The sequence below is a fragment of the Pseudomonas sp. GB2N2 genome, from assembly GCF_054897705.1.
Genome location: NZ_CM142701.1, coordinates 599,142 through 614,344, shown reverse-complemented (window position 1 = coordinate 614,344; position 15,203 = coordinate 599,142). Strand labels below are relative to the sequence as shown.

The 15,203-nt window shown below is 58.5% G+C and carries 19 protein-coding genes and 4 tRNA genes; 9 read left to right on the top strand and 14 right to left on the bottom strand.

Annotated elements, in window-relative coordinates; genetic code table 11:
• Positions 1-364 precede the first annotated feature (364 nt).
• From ACYZT4_RS02795 to ACYZT4_RS02780, 4 genes are all read right to left on the bottom strand, one after another.
• Positions 365-440: transfer RNA gene (locus tag ACYZT4_RS02795), tRNA-His, on the bottom strand.
• 78 nt (positions 441-518) lie between these two features.
• Positions 519-603: transfer RNA gene (locus ACYZT4_RS02790), tRNA-Leu, on the bottom strand.
• Between the two features lie 54 nt (positions 604-657).
• Positions 658-733 (bottom strand) — tRNA-His (locus ACYZT4_RS02785).
• Between the two features lie 32 nt (positions 734-765).
• Positions 766-842 (bottom strand) — tRNA-Arg (locus ACYZT4_RS02780).
• 275 nt (positions 843-1,117) lie between these two features.
• Here ACYZT4_RS02780 and folD point away from each other — a divergent pair.
• Positions 1,118-1,972: a bifunctional methylenetetrahydrofolate dehydrogenase/methenyltetrahydrofolate cyclohydrolase FolD gene (gene folD / locus ACYZT4_RS02775; RefSeq protein WP_461985055.1), complete on the top strand. Its 855-nt coding sequence runs from the start codon at positions 1,118-1,120 to the stop codon at positions 1,970-1,972.
• A 238-nt stretch (positions 1,973-2,210) separates the two neighbouring features.
• Entirely contained in the window at positions 2,211-3,149 is a 939-nt protein-coding gene (pbpG, locus tag ACYZT4_RS02770) for a D-alanyl-D-alanine endopeptidase (protein ID WP_461985053.1), read from the top strand.
• Positions 3,150-3,190: 41 nt separating this feature from the next.
• Here pbpG and ACYZT4_RS02765 read toward each other — a convergent pair whose 3' ends face one another.
• From ACYZT4_RS02765 to ACYZT4_RS02755, 3 genes are all read right to left on the bottom strand, one after another.
• Complete coding sequence (locus tag ACYZT4_RS02765) at positions 3,191-3,406, bottom strand: hypothetical protein (RefSeq protein ID WP_461985051.1); 216 nt, start codon at positions 3,404-3,406, stop codon at positions 3,191-3,193.
• Positions 3,407-3,425: 19 nt separating this feature from the next.
• Positions 3,426-3,644: a DUF6021 family protein gene (locus ACYZT4_RS02760; protein WP_461985050.1), complete on the bottom strand. Its 219-nt coding sequence runs from the start codon at positions 3,642-3,644 to the stop codon at positions 3,426-3,428.
• A gap of 94 nt (positions 3,645-3,738) precedes the next feature.
• Complete coding sequence (locus ACYZT4_RS02755; RefSeq protein ID WP_461985048.1) at positions 3,739-4,467, bottom strand: peptidase C39 family protein; 729 nt, start codon at positions 4,465-4,467, stop codon at positions 3,739-3,741.
• Between the two features lie 179 nt (positions 4,468-4,646).
• Here ACYZT4_RS02755 and ACYZT4_RS02750 point away from each other — a divergent pair, with 179 nt between their 5' ends.
• Complete coding sequence (locus ACYZT4_RS02750) at positions 4,647-4,811, top strand: hypothetical protein (RefSeq protein WP_461985046.1); 165 nt, start codon at positions 4,647-4,649, stop codon at positions 4,809-4,811.
• Positions 4,812-4,890: 79 nt separating this feature from the next.
• Here ACYZT4_RS02750 and ACYZT4_RS02745 read toward each other — a convergent pair whose 3' ends face one another.
• Together ACYZT4_RS02745 and ACYZT4_RS02740 are read right to left on the bottom strand one after the other, a co-directional pair.
• Entirely contained in the window at positions 4,891-5,640 is a 750-nt protein-coding gene (locus tag ACYZT4_RS02745; RefSeq protein ID WP_461985044.1) for a TerC family protein, read from the bottom strand.
• 28 nt (positions 5,641-5,668) lie between these two features.
• Positions 5,669-5,911, bottom strand: coding sequence for a hypothetical protein (locus tag ACYZT4_RS02740; protein WP_461985042.1), 243 nt, complete (start codon positions 5,909-5,911; stop codon positions 5,669-5,671).
• Between the two features lie 135 nt (positions 5,912-6,046).
• Between ACYZT4_RS02740 and nhaR the strand changes: the two genes are divergently transcribed.
• A complete protein-coding gene (nhaR, locus tag ACYZT4_RS02735) occupies positions 6,047-6,946 on the top strand; it encodes a transcriptional activator NhaR (RefSeq protein WP_461985040.1) in 900 nt (299 codons plus the stop codon).
• Between the two features lie 53 nt (positions 6,947-6,999).
• Here nhaR and ACYZT4_RS02730 read toward each other — a convergent pair whose 3' ends face one another.
• Both ACYZT4_RS02730 and ACYZT4_RS02725 read right to left on the bottom strand, forming a co-directional pair.
• A complete protein-coding gene (locus ACYZT4_RS02730; RefSeq protein ID WP_461985038.1) occupies positions 7,000-8,154 on the bottom strand; it encodes an MFS transporter in 1,155 nt (384 codons plus the stop codon).
• Positions 8,155-8,350: 196 nt separating this feature from the next.
• Entirely contained in the window at positions 8,351-8,860 is a 510-nt protein-coding gene (locus tag ACYZT4_RS02725; protein ID WP_461985037.1) for a DUF1993 domain-containing protein, read from the bottom strand.
• A 138-nt stretch (positions 8,861-8,998) separates the two neighbouring features.
• Here ACYZT4_RS02725 and ACYZT4_RS02720 point away from each other — a divergent pair, with 138 nt between their 5' ends.
• On the top strand, positions 8,999-9,646 hold the full coding sequence (locus ACYZT4_RS02720; protein WP_461985035.1) for a YceH family protein: 648 nt from the start codon (positions 8,999-9,001) through the stop codon (positions 9,644-9,646).
• A gap of 136 nt (positions 9,647-9,782) precedes the next feature.
• Here the strand turns inward: ACYZT4_RS02720 and ACYZT4_RS02715 are convergent, their stop codons facing one another.
• Positions 9,783-10,601 (bottom strand): shikimate 5-dehydrogenase, encoded by an 819-nt coding sequence (locus ACYZT4_RS02715; RefSeq protein WP_461985033.1) that lies wholly within the window; start codon positions 10,599-10,601, stop codon positions 9,783-9,785.
• 244 nt (positions 10,602-10,845) lie between these two features.
• On the opposite strand from ACYZT4_RS02715, the gene ACYZT4_RS02710 reads away from it, so the two are divergent.
• From ACYZT4_RS02710 to ACYZT4_RS02700, 3 genes are all read left to right on the top strand, one after another.
• Positions 10,846-11,211 (top strand): hypothetical protein, encoded by a 366-nt coding sequence (locus ACYZT4_RS02710; RefSeq protein ID WP_461985030.1) that lies wholly within the window; start codon positions 10,846-10,848, stop codon positions 11,209-11,211.
• Positions 11,212-11,447: 236 nt separating this feature from the next.
• Positions 11,448-11,642: a hypothetical protein gene (locus ACYZT4_RS02705; protein ID WP_262163311.1), complete on the top strand. Its 195-nt coding sequence runs from the start codon at positions 11,448-11,450 to the stop codon at positions 11,640-11,642.
• A gap of 116 nt (positions 11,643-11,758) precedes the next feature.
• Positions 11,759-11,941: a hypothetical protein gene (locus ACYZT4_RS02700; protein ID WP_461985028.1), complete on the top strand. Its 183-nt coding sequence runs from the start codon at positions 11,759-11,761 to the stop codon at positions 11,939-11,941.
• Here ACYZT4_RS02700 and ACYZT4_RS02695 read toward each other — a convergent pair.
• Positions 11,938-12,999, bottom strand: coding sequence for an AI-2E family transporter (locus ACYZT4_RS02695; protein ID WP_461985026.1), 1,062 nt, complete (start codon positions 12,997-12,999; stop codon positions 11,938-11,940). The genes ACYZT4_RS02700 and ACYZT4_RS02695 overlap by 4 nt on opposite strands.
• Positions 13,000-13,142: 143 nt before the next feature.
• The gene (locus tag ACYZT4_RS02690) at positions 13,143-14,006 is read right to left on the bottom strand and encodes a LysR family transcriptional regulator (protein WP_461985025.1); all 864 of its coding nucleotides are present in this window, start codon (positions 14,004-14,006) and stop codon (positions 13,143-13,145) included.
• Positions 14,007-14,102: 96 nt separating this feature from the next.
• Between ACYZT4_RS02690 and ACYZT4_RS02685 the strand changes: the two genes are divergently transcribed.
• On the top strand, positions 14,103-15,011 hold the full coding sequence (locus ACYZT4_RS02685; RefSeq protein ID WP_461985024.1) for a DMT family transporter: 909 nt from the start codon (positions 14,103-14,105) through the stop codon (positions 15,009-15,011).
• Positions 15,012-15,203 lie beyond the last annotated feature (192 nt).

Here is a 15,203-nt window from a genome sequence, read left to right as displayed (position 1 = left end):
CCGACCCCAGAATCAAGGGCAAGCATTCTAGTAGGTCAAACTCAAGAAGTCACCCTACTGAAAACGGGTAAAAACGCTGCAGGCAATTTATAGGTGCGAATGCGCGAAAGCATCTCGCCCCGGTGACAAATACAGCCGATCACGCCAGAGCTCTGCGCCAACCCTTCTATATATAGAAGAGGCTGCCAATCATCTCCCTGACAGCCGATCTTGCGAACAAGGCCGGCGGGCAGCGCAGCATCATCGAGCAACATAAATACGACGAAACGCCCTGCCCTGCGACCCAGAACCTGCAGCCGCTGAACACTCAAAACCCTGAACCAAAAAAGGCGCCAGACTGTAAAATCTGGCGCCTTTCGAAATATGGGGTGGACGATGGGGATCGAACCCACGACAACGGGAGTCACAATCCCGTGCTCTACCAACTGAGCTACGCCCACCATATTGCGTAACAAAAAAGCTGGACAACTTCTTCGTCGAGCTCCAACCCGGCCATTCGACATGAGTGAAGCTTTATTTGGTGCGGATGAAGAGACTCGAACTCTTACACCTTGCGGCGCTGGAACCTAAATCCAGTGTGTCTACCAATTCCACCACATCCGCGTGTAGCCGTTAAAGCAAAGGCGCCAGACTGTTAATCTGGCGCCTTTCGAAATATGGGGTGGACGATGGGGATCGAACCCACGACAACGGGAGTCACAATCCCGTGCTCTACCAACTGAGCTACGCCCACCATATCGCGTTACTTGTGCCAAAGCTGCCTAATGGCGCACCCGGCAGGACTCGAACCTGCGACCATCCGCTTAGAAGGCGGATGCTCTATCCAGCTGAGCTACGGGCGCCTTATTAATCTGTACCCTTGAAGGACTACAAACTAAGTGCTTTCCGGCCCTGCAGAATCGTAATTCCGCGTGACCTTCCTAACCAGTGCTAGGCTGTGCCCGACAAGTGCGACGAATAGTATAGAGGCCCCTTGGGGGCGTCAAATCCTTTTTAAAAAAAATTCATTTAATTAAAGGGGTTAGAGGAATTTGCGGACCAAGCGCCTTTGCCCTCACGTCATGACATGCGAGAATGCGTTCTCTTTTTTTCCCCTCTCGATGGTTAATCACGCGCAATGACTGCACAACTAATCGACGGCAAATCGATCGCCGCCAGCCTGCGCCAGCAGATCGCCAAACGCGTCACTGAGCGTCGCCAGCAAGGCCTGCGCACTCCCGGTCTCGCGGTGATTCTGGTCGGCAGCGATCCTGCCTCTCAGGTTTATGTCTCGCACAAGCGTAAAGACTGTGAAGAGGTCGGCTTCATTTCCCAAGCCTACGACCTGCCTTCCGAAACCACTCAAGAAGCGTTGACTGACCTGATCGATCGCCTGAACGACGACCCGGCCATTGACGGCGTTCTGCTTCAACTGCCTTTACCCGAACATCTGGACGCGTCCAAATTGCTGGAACGCATTCGTCCGGACAAAGACGTTGACGGCTTCCATCCTTATAACGTCGGTCGCCTGGCCCAGCGTATTCCGCTGCTGCGCCCCTGCACCCCAAAAGGGATCATGACCCTGCTGGAAAGCACCGGTGCCGATCTGTACGGGATGGACGCCGTGGTCGTCGGCGCTTCCAACATTGTTGGCCGCCCAATGGCGATGGAATTGCTGCTGGCCGGTTGCACTGTGACCGTGACCCACCGTTTCACCAAGGATCTGGCCGGTCATATCGGCCGCGCCGACCTGGTGGTGGTTGCCGCCGGCAAGCCGGGTCTGGTCAAGGGAGAGTGGATCAAGGAAGGCGCGATCGTGATCGACGTCGGCATCAACCGTCAGGAAGACGGCAAACTGGTCGGAGACGTGATCTACGAAACCGCTTTGCCACGCGCGGGCTGGATCACTCCGGTACCGGGTGGCGTGGGCCCGATGACGCGCGCCTGCCTGCTGGAAAATACCCTGTACGCCGCAGAAGCGCTGCACAGCTGAGTTCACGCCCAGACCCAGGCGTCGTACAAAAGAACCCCGCTATTGGCGGGGTTCTTTTTGCCAGGAGAAATAACACGACCATTCGCCGGAAACCTGCTGTTTTGTAGGGGTTTTCAATGACTTTCACCTGTTGATTGAACATCTATCGACAGTTATTCAGCCATACTCCTAAAATGCGTCGGTTTCTAAGAAACAGCCCGTTACAAACGGCTAATCCACACCTTATGAGTCTGCCAGCGTGAAAATTCGTCTTTCCATCCTGAGCCTATTTTTTGTATTTACAGGGACGTTCATCACGCCAACCGTCAATGCTGCCGACACCATCGCAGCACCGCGAGACAATAGAACACTGAAAATCGCCTCCGGCAGCGCATTGCTGATGGACCTGCAGACTAACAAAGTTATCTTCGCCAGCAACCCGGACGTGGTCGTTCCTATCGCGTCGGTCAGCAAACTGATGACTGCCTTGGTGGTGGTTGAGGCCAGGCAGAACATGGATGAGTACATCTCCATCAACATCAGCGACACGCCGGAAATGAAGGGCGTGTTTTCCCGGGTCAAGCTCAACAGCGAAATGCCGCGTCGGGAAATGCTGTTGATTGCGCTGATGTCTTCGGAAAACCGCGCTGCCGCTAGCCTGGCCCACCACTATCCAGGCGGCTACGTCGCGTTCATCGCCGCCATGAACGCCAAGGCCAAGGCGCTGGGCATGACCAGCACGCACTATGTCGAACCGACCGGCCTGTCGCCGCGCAACGTGTCGACCGCACGTGATTTGAGCAAATTGCTGGTTGCCGCGCACAAATACCCGATTTTGACTGAGCTGAGCACCACCAAGGAAAAAACCGTTTCGTTCCGCAAACCCAATTACAGTCTGGGTTTCCGCAACACTGACCATCTGGTCGGCAAGCCGAACTGGGATATCAAGTTGACGAAAACCGGTTTCACCAACGAAGCCGGGCACTGTCTGGTGCTGGTGACCAGCATGAGCAATCGCCCGGTGGCGCTGGTGATACTCGATGCTTTTGGCAAGTACACGCACTTCGCCGATGCCAGCCGTATTCGTAGCTGGGTCGAGACTGGCAAGGGTGCGACGGTTCCGTCGGTGGCGTTGCAGTACAAGTCGGAGAAGAATTTGAAGCATCGTCAGAGTGGAGTGGTTGAAGCCTCCAAGTAAATGCTGCTACAGGGAAGGGTGCGGCCTTAACCAACCCAACATCAATCATTCGGCAACGGCATCTGATCATCATCCGGAATGCCATCCCCGGCACTCGAATCTTTAGTGCCCTGCGGATGCTCGCCTGGCGTCACCAACGGCCTGGCCAACGGATCACGCATTGGGCTGTCCGGATCCATCACTGGATCAATCTCGTCTTCCGGCGTGGTCGGCACGCTGTCCGGACGTTTGTCGTCAAAACTCGAATCGGTAGACATACACACCTCTCACGTAACATCAGTGTTTCAGATCGGCAAGCGGGTCATAGGGCTTCGCCGGAGCCTTGTGGTCCTCATCCGGATTGACGTCTCTGGGAGCCTTGGCAGGTCCGACAGGGTCGACTTGAGGATCGGCGACGTCCGGCGAATCCGGGTCAAAACCCAGCTCGTCGCCTGATGAATGCTCGGACGAGTGAGGGCCCGAAGGGGAATTGGAAGGGGAATTGGAATGTGCCATGGGCACCTCCTTGGTCTGGCCCGGAGAAATCCGGGCCCTTAAACCTCAGAGGCTAACCGCATGCGGCCGTGCGATGCAGATGACGAACGGACAGCTATTGAGCGTTCAGCGCCTTCTTCGCACGGGCTGCCGCCTGTTCCTGACCGGCCTGAGCCAGCTCATTCGCTGCTTTCAACCAGCGCTGCTGATCGACATTCGCGGGAATCTGGTTCGGCTTCTGGATCAACACCGCCCAGCCACCGGCGTCTTTGAACGCCGACTCGAACGAACCGAAACTCATCAATTCCCGACGATTCATTCCGGAGCGCAGTAAAACTGTCTGTTTCTGACGGTTGTAGCCGGCAAGAATGGCGAAACGCGGTTCGGCCCAGAATGCCGAGCCTTCGGTGTAGCGCACCATCACCGGATAGCCGGCGGCGACTTGAGTCAGCAGCGCCGGCAAATTGCTGTCCAGTGGATAAACAACCATGCCGTATTCGCGCGCCAGGTTTTGAACGTTCTGCTGTAACTGAACTTCGGCACCCGGGACATGCAGCGGTTTTTCCAGCAACCCCGGGGTAATCACCACGCCCTGCTGGGACAACATGCTCGCCAGCACCTGCGGCCCACTTTGATAATCGTTGCCTCGGTAGAACGTACCGCTGAGCTCCACTCGCTCCGGCAGACGCTTGACCTCCGGCGCCACGCTTCCCGCACACCCCGCCACAGCCGCAACGCAGCCGGCAATCAGTGCTGCCATTCGAATGTGTGACATTACCCGCACCATCCTCACTCTCTTGTTCAGACGCCGGTCCTTCAGGCTCCCGGCTTGGCCGTCGATCATAGGACGCCACGCGTCAGCGGTATAGCCTTAACCGGCAGTTGTCGGCGTTCGATAGAGCGAACTGGTTGGTAACGGGCGACCTTTGGTCAATAGTCTGAAACACAGCAGCGACTAGACTGTCATTGTAGCGAGTGTGTGCAGAGAGTGTCCGCCCGCAGCAGGGCAAAGAGGAGGCACTGATGAGCCTGACAATGACCCTGATAATGGTGATCTCCGGCTGGCTGGCCGTTGCCGCCGCCATGTTGTGGGGCGTCCTGAGAATTGCGCGCCGCCACCACCCTGCTCCGCGGGCCCGGGTGGTAAACATCGATAAATCGACTGCACGTCACGCGACTGCGCACTGACGGGCACGGTTAGAGAACCCGAACAAAAACGGCCGCCTGGGCTCTTTCGAGTACAGGCGGCCGTTTTGTTTAACGCAGGTTACGCTTCAGCGGCGATACGCTTCTGCCTGGCCCGTCGGGACATCATGTTCAAGCCTTCGATCGTGGCCGAGAACGCCATGGCCGCGTAAACGTAGCCTTTCGGTACGTGGGCGCCGAAGCCTTCGGCGATCAGCGTCATGCCGATCATGATCAGGAAGCCCAGCGCCAGCATCACCACCGTCGGATTGTCGTTGATGAACTTGGCCAATGGGTCAGCCGCCAACAACATCACCAACACCGAAACCACCACCGCGATGATCATGATTGGCAAATGCTCGGTCATGCCGACCGCCGTGATGATGCTGTCGATGGAGAACACCATGTCCAGCATCAGGATCTGCCCGATCGCGGCGGCGAAACCCAGGGTCACGGTCGAGGTCGCCGACTTCGGATCTTCCGGCGCCGGGTCCATGCTGTGATGGATCTCGGTGGTCGCCTTCCACAACAGGAACAGGCCACCGGCGATCAGGATCATGTCTTTCCAGGAGAACGCGTGGCCGAGAATCTCGAGCACTGGCGTCGTCAACTGAACGATGAAGGCGATGGTGCTCAACAGTGCCAGACGCAGGATCAGTGCCATGCCGATACCGATGCGCCGCGCTTTCTGCCGATGCTGCTCGGGCAGTTTGTTGGTCAGGATCGAGATGAAGATCAGGTTATCGATGCCGAGCACGATTTCCATCACCACTAGCGTGGCCAGGGCGACCCAGGCGGTGGGGCTTGCAGCAAGTTCTAAAAGGTATTCCATGGGTCAGTCCTGACTCGTTTTAGACGGTTTAAATTTCTTTGGACGAGGATTCGGATTTCTCTTTGTCTTCGCTCGATGGTTCTTTCTTGCTGATCAGGCCACCGGTGGCGTCGCTGATCGCTTGTTCGGCGGCTTTGTGGGTATCGTCGATCGCCTGTTTCGCAGTCTCGGCGGCCTTGCCCATCAGTTGCTGAGCGCTTTTCTCAGCCTGGTCGCAACCGGCCAATATCAGTAAAGACGCGATCAGCACTGCCGTGGTTTTAAGCTTCATTGTGACTTCCTCGATAGAACAGAACGGGCGAAAACGATGGCCCGTTGATAGCGAGGCATTCTAGGGAGGCAAACACTTCAGGAAAATTCGTATTTTTAACGGTTATACTTCGGTTTTTACGAACTGTAGGCTGCCATGCTTAATTATCGACAATTGCATTACTTCTGGGTGGTGGCCAAGACCGGCAGCATCGTGCGCGCCTGTGAACAGCTGAACCTGACACCGCAAACCATCAGCGGGCAGATTTCCCTGCTCGAACATACCTACGGTATCGAACTGTTTCGGCGGGTTGGCCGCCAACTGGAACTCACCGAAGCAGGTCGCCAGACCCTGCCCTACGCCGAGCAGATGTTTCAGCTCGGCGGTGAACTGGAATTGATGTTGCGGGCGCAGCCCAATGAGCAGCAGATTCTGTTTCGGGTCGGCGTGGCGGACGTGGTGCCCAAATCCATCGTCTATCGCCTGATCGCGCCGACCATGGAATTGAGCGAGCCGCTGCGGATCACCTGTCGCGAAGACAAACTCGAGCGTTTGCTCGCTGACCTGGCGATCCAGCGCCTCGACCTGGTGATCTCCGACAGCCCGATGCCGTCGCACCTGGACATCAAGGGCTACAGCCAGAAACTGGGTGAGTGCGGAATCAGCTTTTTCGCCACTGCCGAGCTGGCGACGCAATACGGTCAGGACTTCCCGCGTAGCCTGCAAGGCGCACCGTTGCTGATTCCCGGGCCGGAAACCGTGGTGCGCAGCCGCTTGCAACGCTGGTTCGCCGAGCAGCAGATCCAGCCGCGGATCGTCGGCGAGTTCGATGACAGCGCGTTGATGCAGGCTTTCGGTCAATCCGGCAGCGGGATTTTCATCGGCCCGAGCGTGATAGCTGATGAAGTGAAACGCCAGTGTGGCGTGGAGTTGATTGGCCAGACCGACGCAGTGACCGAGTCGTTCTACGCCATTTCGGTGGACCGCAAGGTCAAGCACCCCGGCATCGTGGCGATTACCGAAGGGGCCCGACGCGAGCTGTTCACTGAAGCGTGAGGGTTGAGGGTTGAGGGCTGAGGGCTGAGGGCTGAGGGCTGAGGGCTGAGGCGTCAGGCGCAGACTTCGCGGGGTTTGAACGTCATCAGCGCCATGGCCAGCAGGATCGACACCAGGATAAAACCGGCCGCCGTGAATCCGAGGCCGCCAAGGCCAACGCTGTCGATCACCCGGCCACCGACCATGGCCCCGAGGCCGATGCCGAGATTGGCCCCGGCGATGTTCAGCGACGCGGCAAATGCCGGCGCTTCGGGCGCAGCTTTCATCAAACGCACATGACTGACCAGAAACAACGCCGCCTGGGTCACGCCCCAAATGCCCATCGCCGCCGCCAGCCCAAGCGGCGAATGAATATTCGGCACCAGCGCCACCATGCCGGCAATCATGAACGCGCAGAAAGTCACGGAAGCGATCAGCGGATGCCGATCCACCGCGCGACCGCCCAGCGAGTTACCGATCAAACCGACTGCACCGAAGCCCATCAGACACCAACCCACCACTGTGCCGTTGAAACCGGCGAGCCGTTCGAGGATGTCCGCGAGGTAGGTGTAAGCGGTGAACATGCCGCTGAACACCAGGATCGACAGCAGCACATGGCCAATCATCAACGGGCTGCGCAGTATCTTGAACTGTGACCGGAAACTCACCTGATGCTGATGCAGGCTGGTTTTTGGCAGGTAGATGAATAGCAGCAACGCCTTGGCGAAGGCGATCACCGCGAGAATGCCGAAGGCACTGCGCCAGCCGAAGGCATCGGAAATCAGCGTACCGACCGGAATGCCGAACACCGTCGCACAGACAATGCCGAAACCGATCTTGGCGATGGCGCGTCCGGCGTATTGCGGCCCAACGATGTCCACTGCCGTCTCACTGGCAAGGGCCCAGAACACCGGCAACCCGAGCGCGGGGATCAATCGTGCAACCGCCATCACCCAGATATTCGGCGCAAACGCCGCGAGGGTGTTGGCCAGACCGAACATGATCAGCACCGAGATGAACAGCTTGCGCCGTTCGAAACGGGCGAAATACGCGGTCAGGAATGGCCCGAACGCGGCGACGGTGAAGGCGAACAGGGTCACCAGCAAACCCGCTTGCGGGATCGTGACTTCAAGGTCTCGGGCGATCGCCGGCAGCAAACCGACGATGACGAATTCCGTGGTCAGCACCGTGAAACCGGCGGCGGACAACAGAAGGATGGGCAACAGCATGCACAACTCCAGAAAACGACGACGCCAGCGATAGCCCGGAGGCCCACTGGCAAACATGAAAATGAGGATGCGCAATGTTAACAGAGTGTGTCCAAACGCGGTTGCACGAACCTGCCGATCCCGAACATCCGCCGATCCGCAAAAACAAAAAGCCCGCCAAGGCGTGAACCTTGGCGGGCTTTTTACAATGTCGGGTTTAGAACGCGCCCATGAAATCGCGTTTGCCGACTTCAACACCGTTGTGACGCAGCAGGGCATAAGCGGTGGTGACGTGGAAGAAGAATTGCGGCAGGCCGTAGCTCAGCAGGTAAGCCTGGCCAGTGAAGCGCTTCTCTTTCGGCGTGCCTTGGCGAGTGATGATCTCGATGCCTTCCTTGCCATTGATCTGCTCGGGTTTGATCTCGCCGATGTAGGCCAAAACCTTGGTCAGCAGCGCCTGCAGCTCGGCGAAGGTAGTTTCAGTGTCGTCGTATTTCGGCAATTCGAGCTCTGCCAGGCGCGAAGAAACGCCCTTGGCGAAATCGACGGCGATCTGAACCTGACGCACCAGCGGGAACATGTCCGGGTACAAGCGGGCTTGCAGCAAAGCGTTTGGATCAATGTTCTTGGCGGTAGCGTGGGCTTCAGCTTTGTTCAGAACGTCGCTCAGCGCGGTGAGCAGTTGTTTGAAAACCGGAACGGAAGCGTCGTACAAGGAAATGGTCATGGCGGTCTCGTGTGGTGACAGGAGGAAACGTGGGCGGATTATAGCCATGCGCGCCCCTCCTGCGGCTTGTCTTTTATCCAGCAAGGATTAGGCTAGGCGGCTTCGACTGCAGGCTTCGACAGCAAAGGGAAAAGCGTGATGAGCACTGAGCAAGACACCAACTCCGACGAGCCACGGCTCAACAGCACGGAAATCCGCATTCTGGGTTCGTTGATCGAGAAACACGCCACCAGCCCGGAGACCTACCCGCTGACCCTCAATGCGCTGATGATCGCCTGCAACCAGAAAACCAGCCGCGAACCGGTGATGAACCTGACCCAGGGTCAGGTGGGCCAGAGTTTGCGCGCCCTCGAAGGGCGCGGGTTTACCAAACTGGTGATGGGCAGCCGCGCCGACCGTTGGGAGCACAAGGTCGACAAGGCACTGGAGCTGGTGCCGGCGCAGGTGATTCTGACGGGGCTGTTGTTTCTGCGCGGTCCGCAGACGGTTAGCGAGCTGCTGACCCGCAGCGGTCGCATGCATGAGTTCGAAGACGCCGAGCAGGTGGTGCATCAGCTTGAACGGTTGATCGCTCGCGGGCTGGCGCTGTTGATCCCGCGTCAGGCCGGGCAGCGTGAAGACCGTTATACGCACGCGATGGGTGACCCCGCAGATATCGAAGCGATTATCGTGGCACGGCAGAATCCGGTGGAGCGCGATGGCGGCAGCGGTGTGTCGGTAGAACGCATCGAAGAGCTCGAAGCACGAATCGCCGCGCTGGAAGAACGGCTGGCCCGCCTCGAATAACCAGACAACACAGAGAATATGTAGGAGCGAGCTTGCTCGCGATGGTCGGTAACGATGCCGCGGGCAACCTGAATAGCCACGTTGTCAGGGCGATTTTCGCGAGCAGGCTCGCTCCTACAAGGGGCCGCTCACAAATTCAGCTACGAGCAAACTCCACCGCTGCCTTGAACTGCTCATCCGTCGGCCGTACGCCGGTGTACAGTACAAACTGCTCGAGCGCCTGGATCGCAATCACTTCCAGCCCGGTAATCACGCGCTTGCCTTGCGCGCGACCTTGCACGATCAGCGGCGTTTCCGAGGGGATCGCCACGACGTCGAACACGGTTTCAGCCGCAGCAATGACCTCTGCGTCAAACGCCAGTTGCTCGGCCTCAGGCCCACCGGTCATGCCGATCGGCGTGACGTTGATCAGCATCTGCGGCCGTCGGTCGCCCAATTCGGCTTGCCACTCATAACCCAGCGCTTCAGCCAAGGCACGCCCGGCGCGTTCGTTGCGCGCGACGATCAGGCCATTCTTGTAAGCGCCATCGCGCAAGGCGCTGGCCACTGCCTTCGCCATGCCGCCGCTGCCACGCAGGGCAAAGGTCGACTCCTTGGGCACCAGATGAGTGTCCAGCAGTTGGGCAATGGCAATGTAATCCGTGTTGTAAGCCTTGAGATGACCATTGGTATTGACGATGGTATTAATCGATTGAATGGCTGCCGCGGAGGCATCCAGCTCGTCGACCAGTGCAATGCAGGCCTCCTTGAACGGCATCGAAACACCACAACCACGAATGCCCAAGGCACGAATACCGCCGACGGCGCCTGGCAAGTCCTGACTGCTGAACGCCTTGTAATAGAAATTCAGGCCCAGTTGTTCATACAGATGATTGTGAAACCGCAGGCCAAAATTGCCGGGGCGCCCGGACAGCGACATGCACAGTTGGGTGTCTCGGTTGGGGTTCATCTGCATGAAACGTCTCCTTCAATAGCACTTTCGGATGGACGGGATTAGCCATTCCATCGGGTCTGTTCGATCATGACGGCGTGTGAATGCGGGTTATCGCGGTCCGTCAGGAAACCGGTACAGACCTTACACAAAATTTACTTAGCGGCTGTGCTGATTTTCAGAAATACGCTGTCTTAGATGTATCCCCGCGACAATCCTTGGGTCTATTGCAGACGCAAGCGCCGGGTTGAAGAACCGAGGAATTATCATGATCCGTAAAATCCCCACAGTTGCCTTGCTGATCGGTACTCTTGCTCTCGCAGGGCAGGCAGAAGCGCATGGCGGTGGCGGTTGGGAAGGTCCAGCGGTATTTGGCGCGATCGTTGGCTCGGCCATCGTCGGTTCGGCCATCATCAACAGCAACCGGCCGGTCTATGTTCAGCAGCCGGTGTACGCTCAGCCGCAGCCCGTTTACGTGCAGCAACCGCCACCGGTTTATTACCAGCCAGCGCCGGTTTATGTGCAGCAACCGGTCTATTACGGTCCGCCACCGGTTTACTACGGTCCACCCCGTGGCTACTACGGCCCGCCGCGCGGTTATTACGGCCCTCCCCACGGTTATGGCCGCTGGTAACAGCGCATCAGGCCCCGCTTATAAAGCGGGGCTTTTTTATGCCCGTTCGTCGGGAAAGGTCTGGATAAATCTCGTCAAGGTCGCTATCGGGACAGTCCCCGCGGTTGAGGCGGGCAAGATGGATTCAAAGCGCCCTTTCCTCGGATTGAGGAAAAACGGTCATATTTATGTCATGTCAGGTCCGCAAGCTCGGTCCTGTCCGCCCACAACAGGTTGATAATAACAAGGACGATCTCATGCCGACGCAAAACCCGCACCGCGATCTCAGCCTGTGCACCTCCAGCAAGGTGTACAACGCCCTGACCGAACTCAAACACCTGGAAGGCCATCGCAGCGCCAAGTTTCTCTCGCTGCTGGCCGAAAACCTGGTGCGCAAGGGCCTGCTCAACGAGCAGGAAGTGGTCCATATGCTGGACCTGGTGGTTGACTGACTGAATGACCGACGGTCGCTTGGCCTCGCTTGCGTCAATGACGACTATCGAAAGCGTTGATTGTTCGTTAAAGCGCCGTTTCCGTAAGGTAGCTCCATCGATTGATGGAGGTACTTATGTCCCAGGTTCAGATCATGTCCGTTATCGGCAGCGCCGTTCCCGCCCCGCTCAGGGAGCTGGGATTGCTTGCCTGTTGGTACCTTATGCAGAACGGCGAACCGATCAGCGGCCCGCTGACATCGCTCAACGCCGCCAAAGTCCTTTCGGAACGCCTCGGCACCGCTCGACTGAGCGCTTAGGGCAGCTGTATTCGCGGTTTGGTTTCCATGAAAATCGCCCAGCTCGACATGAACAGCGCCGCGATCAAAGGACCGATGACGAAGCCGTTCAGCCCGAAAATCGCCAGGCCGCCGAGGGTCGAGATCAGGATCAGGTAGTCCGGCATTTTCGTGTCCTTGCCCACCAGGATCGGGCGCAGCACGTTGTCCACCAGACCGATCACGAACACGCCGAACAACCCCAGCACCACGCCCTGCCAGATCGCCCCGGTGAACAGGAAAAAAGCGGCCACCGGTGCCCAGACAATCCCTGCGCCCACCGCCGGTAACAGCGACAGAAACGCCATCAACACCGCCCAGAGCAACGCGCTGGGGATATCGAGAAACCAGAAAATCACACCGCCCAACGCGCCTTGCGTGATCGCGACCACCAGGTTGCCTTTCACCGTGGCGCGCACCACGCGATTGAATTTGAGCTGAAGCCGACGTTTCTGGTGTTCTTCCAGCGGCACGGCGGCGCGCATTCTACGTGCGAGGTCGGCACCGTCGCGCAAAAAGAAGAACAGCAGGTACAACATGATGAAAAAACCCACCAGAAAATCGAACGTCCCCTGGCCAAAGCTGAACGCTTGCGTGGCGATAAATTCGTTGCCCGTCACCGCACTCTTGATGATTTTCTCCCGCAGCCCGTCCAGTTCGCCGAGACCGGAACGGTCGAGCAAGTGCTGAAAGTACGGCGGCAAGCTGTGCTTGAAATGCGTCACATACCCGGCGATGTCCAGTTCGCCACTTTCGATGCTTTTGTACAGCGTGGCGCCTTCTTGAACCAGCAGGACGCTGAGGATGATCACCGGCAAAATGGCGATGACCAGGCAGATGCTCAGGGTCAGCAGTGACGTCACGTTGCGTTGCCAGCCGAACTTCAATTGCAGTCGGCGTTGCAGCGGTGCGAAGAGAATCCCGAGGATCACCGCCCAGAACACCGCACCGTAGAACGGCAGCAGAATCCAGATAAAGGCAGCGGTCACCAACCCGAGCAGAATCACCAATGATTTGTTATGTACCGTCTGTTCGTTCATGTCCGATCCATGTCAGTCCGCAGGGACGCAATGTCGCGTCCTGATGCTTAGTCCGCCACGGTCCGCCCGAGTGCCATCCGTTTGTTCATCAAGCATAGATCCAGATCAGTGAAAGCCGCGGCCCATCGGGGTGTGCGGTGTTCCTATGCAAACTCTTCACGCAACATCGCCACGAACGCCTCCCGCGCCGGGTGCACCCCGGCGTTTTCGTGCCAGTAAAACAGGTTGTCGATGGCAGTCAGTTCAGGAAACTCATACCCCGCGCAACCGGCGCCCTTGGCGTACTGGTCGAACACGCCTTTGGGCACCAGCGCCACGCCCGCCCCCGCGCTGACGCAACCGACAATCGCGCCATAACTGGCCAGGCTGACAATCGGCAGCGCCTGCCCATGACGCAATAACCAGTGCTCCAGCGCCGCACGGTAGGGACAACCCTGCGGCCACATGAACACGGTTTTGTCGTGCAAATCGACGATGTCGCGCACCGGCCCCAGGGAGGTCGAGGCGATCAGCAGCAACTCTTCGCGGTACATCGGCGTGCGCTTGAGCTGTGAGCGCTCGACATCCACCGCGACGATCGCGCCATCAAGTCGGTGGCTGACGGTGTCATCGAGCAGTTGCCCCCAAGTGCCGGTGGTCAGTTCCAGCGCGACTGCCGGGTAACGCTTGTGGAACTTGGCGAGCAGACGCGGCAAGCGCCCCGTGGCCGAGGATTCGATTGCACCGATGCGCAGCGGGCCGGACGGCTCGGCCGCGGGATCGACTGCGCGTTTGGCCTCCGCGGTGAGCGCGAGAATTTTCGAGGCGTACGCCAGAAACGTCTGCCCCGACGGACTGATGCGCAGTCCCCTGCCTTCGCGCAGAAATAACGCGACGCCCAACTCCGCCTCCAATGACTTGATGCGCGCCGTGATGTTCGACGGCACGCAATGCAATTGCTCGGCCGCGCGGGCAATGCTGCCGACGTCGGCAACAGTCTTGAACATGCGAATCTGTGCCAGCTCCATACATCACCTAAAGTGAACGATTGGCGCAGTATAAGTCAGTTGTGGAGCGCTGTCCGGGTTCTGATACTGGGTGCATCTGACCACCGGTGCCCGACCATGCAAGCGCTCACAACTGCCGCCCACCCCCTCAAAATCATTTTGGCCATGGCCTTTGTCGTGGCGTGCTGGGGCTATTCGCCGACCGGTATTCACATCGGTTTGCAAGCGTATGACCCCGGCCATCTGGCCTTGCTGCGGTTTCTGCTGGCGTCGGCGTTCATGGCGCTGATCGCGTTCGCCAAAGGCATCAGCCTGCCCAGCCTACGCGATGTGCCACTGTTGTTCGGTCTCGGTTTTTTTGCGGTAAGCCTGCACCACGTAACGATCAATTTCGGTCAGCAAGGAGTCAGCGCCAGCGCGTCAAGCGTATTGGCGCAGACCACGCCGCTGTTCAGCACCCTGCTGGCGCGCTTTGTGTTCAAGGATCGGGTGAGCACCTGGCGTTGGGGCTGTGTGTTTCTCGGGTTGCTCGGCGTGGTGATTGTGGTGGCCGGCGATCGAGGGGTCGGCAGCCTCGACGCCCACGGTTTGCTGATCCTGTTGGCGGCGCTGTCCTGGAGTTTTTACTTCGCACTGCAGAAACACCATTCAGGCCGTTACGACGGGCTGACACTGGTTTGCTACACGGTGTGGTCGGGAACCGCTTTGTTGCTGGTCTATCTGCCGGGGTTAGCGGCGCAGGTGGTCAGCGCTCCGATGCGCGTGCAATGGGCGGTAGTGGCATTGGGTGTATTTCCGAGTGCGCTGGCGTACCTGGCCTGGGCGTATGTGCTGGCACACATTGATTTGAGCCGGGCGACGATGACGCTGTATCTGGTGCCGCCGACGGCGATGGCGATTGCTTCGTTCGGGTTGGGGGAGCGGCCGACGGTGATGATCGGGGTGGGCGCGGTGGTGGTGTTGGTGAGTGTGTTGGCGTTGAATCTGGAGCGGCGGCCGGTGGCGATTCGGGTAGTGGGTGTTTAGCCAGAATTTATGTTGATTCATCCGACGCCATCGCTGGCAAGCCAGCGATGAACGATGACGCGGCTTAACTGCCCTGCACAAAAAACCCGGCACACTGGCCGGGTTCTGTTTACCGCCGATCATCCGACAGCGGCGTCGGCTCGTCCGCTGGAAGCACGTCCTCGTCCGCAGTGGGGTCCTTCCAGTCTTCAG

Excerpts from the sequence above, each read along its gene's own strand:
- nhaR (WP_461985040.1), top strand. The coding sequence starts at position 6,047 with ATGCTTAATTATCGACAATTGCATTACTTCTGGGTGGTGGCCAAGACC.
- ACYZT4_RS02725 (WP_461985037.1), bottom strand. The coding sequence starts at position 8,860 with ATGACCATTTCCTTGTACGACGCTTCCGTTCCGGTTTTCAAACAACTG.
- ACYZT4_RS02715 (WP_461985033.1), bottom strand. The coding sequence starts at position 10,601 with ATGCAGATGAACCCCAACCGAGACACCCAACTGTGCATGTCGCTGTCC.
- ACYZT4_RS02730 (WP_461985038.1), bottom strand. The coding sequence starts at position 8,154 with ATGCTGTTGCCCATCCTTCTGTTGTCCGCCGCCGGTTTCACGGTGCTG.
- ACYZT4_RS02700 (WP_461985028.1), top strand. The coding sequence starts at position 11,759 with ATGTCCCAGGTTCAGATCATGTCCGTTATCGGCAGCGCCGTTCCCGCC.
- ACYZT4_RS02685 (WP_461985024.1), top strand. The coding sequence starts at position 14,103 with ATGCAAGCGCTCACAACTGCCGCCCACCCCCTCAAAATCATTTTGGCC.
- ACYZT4_RS02690 (WP_461985025.1), bottom strand. The coding sequence starts at position 14,006 with ATGGAGCTGGCACAGATTCGCATGTTCAAGACTGTTGCCGACGTCGGC.
- ACYZT4_RS02710 (WP_461985030.1), top strand. The coding sequence starts at position 10,846 with ATGATCCGTAAAATCCCCACAGTTGCCTTGCTGATCGGTACTCTTGCT.
- ACYZT4_RS02695 (WP_461985026.1), bottom strand. The coding sequence starts at position 12,999 with ATGAACGAACAGACGGTACATAACAAATCATTGGTGATTCTGCTCGGG.
- ACYZT4_RS02750 (WP_461985046.1), top strand. The coding sequence starts at position 4,647 with ATGAGCCTGACAATGACCCTGATAATGGTGATCTCCGGCTGGCTGGCC.
- ACYZT4_RS02760 (WP_461985050.1), bottom strand. The coding sequence starts at position 3,644 with ATGGCACATTCCAATTCCCCTTCCAATTCCCCTTCGGGCCCTCACTCG.
- ACYZT4_RS02740 (WP_461985042.1), bottom strand. The coding sequence starts at position 5,911 with ATGAAGCTTAAAACCACGGCAGTGCTGATCGCGTCTTTACTGATATTG.
- ACYZT4_RS02705 (WP_262163311.1), top strand. The coding sequence starts at position 11,448 with ATGCCGACGCAAAACCCGCACCGCGATCTCAGCCTGTGCACCTCCAGC.
- ACYZT4_RS02745 (WP_461985044.1), bottom strand. The coding sequence starts at position 5,640 with ATGGAATACCTTTTAGAACTTGCTGCAAGCCCCACCGCCTGGGTCGCC.
- ACYZT4_RS02720 (WP_461985035.1), top strand. The coding sequence starts at position 8,999 with ATGAGCACTGAGCAAGACACCAACTCCGACGAGCCACGGCTCAACAGC.
- ACYZT4_RS02755 (WP_461985048.1), bottom strand. The coding sequence starts at position 4,467 with ATGATCGACGGCCAAGCCGGGAGCCTGAAGGACCGGCGTCTGAACAAG.
- folD (WP_461985055.1), top strand. The coding sequence starts at position 1,118 with ATGACTGCACAACTAATCGACGGCAAATCGATCGCCGCCAGCCTGCGC.
- ACYZT4_RS02765 (WP_461985051.1), bottom strand. The coding sequence starts at position 3,406 with ATGTCTACCGATTCGAGTTTTGACGACAAACGTCCGGACAGCGTGCCG.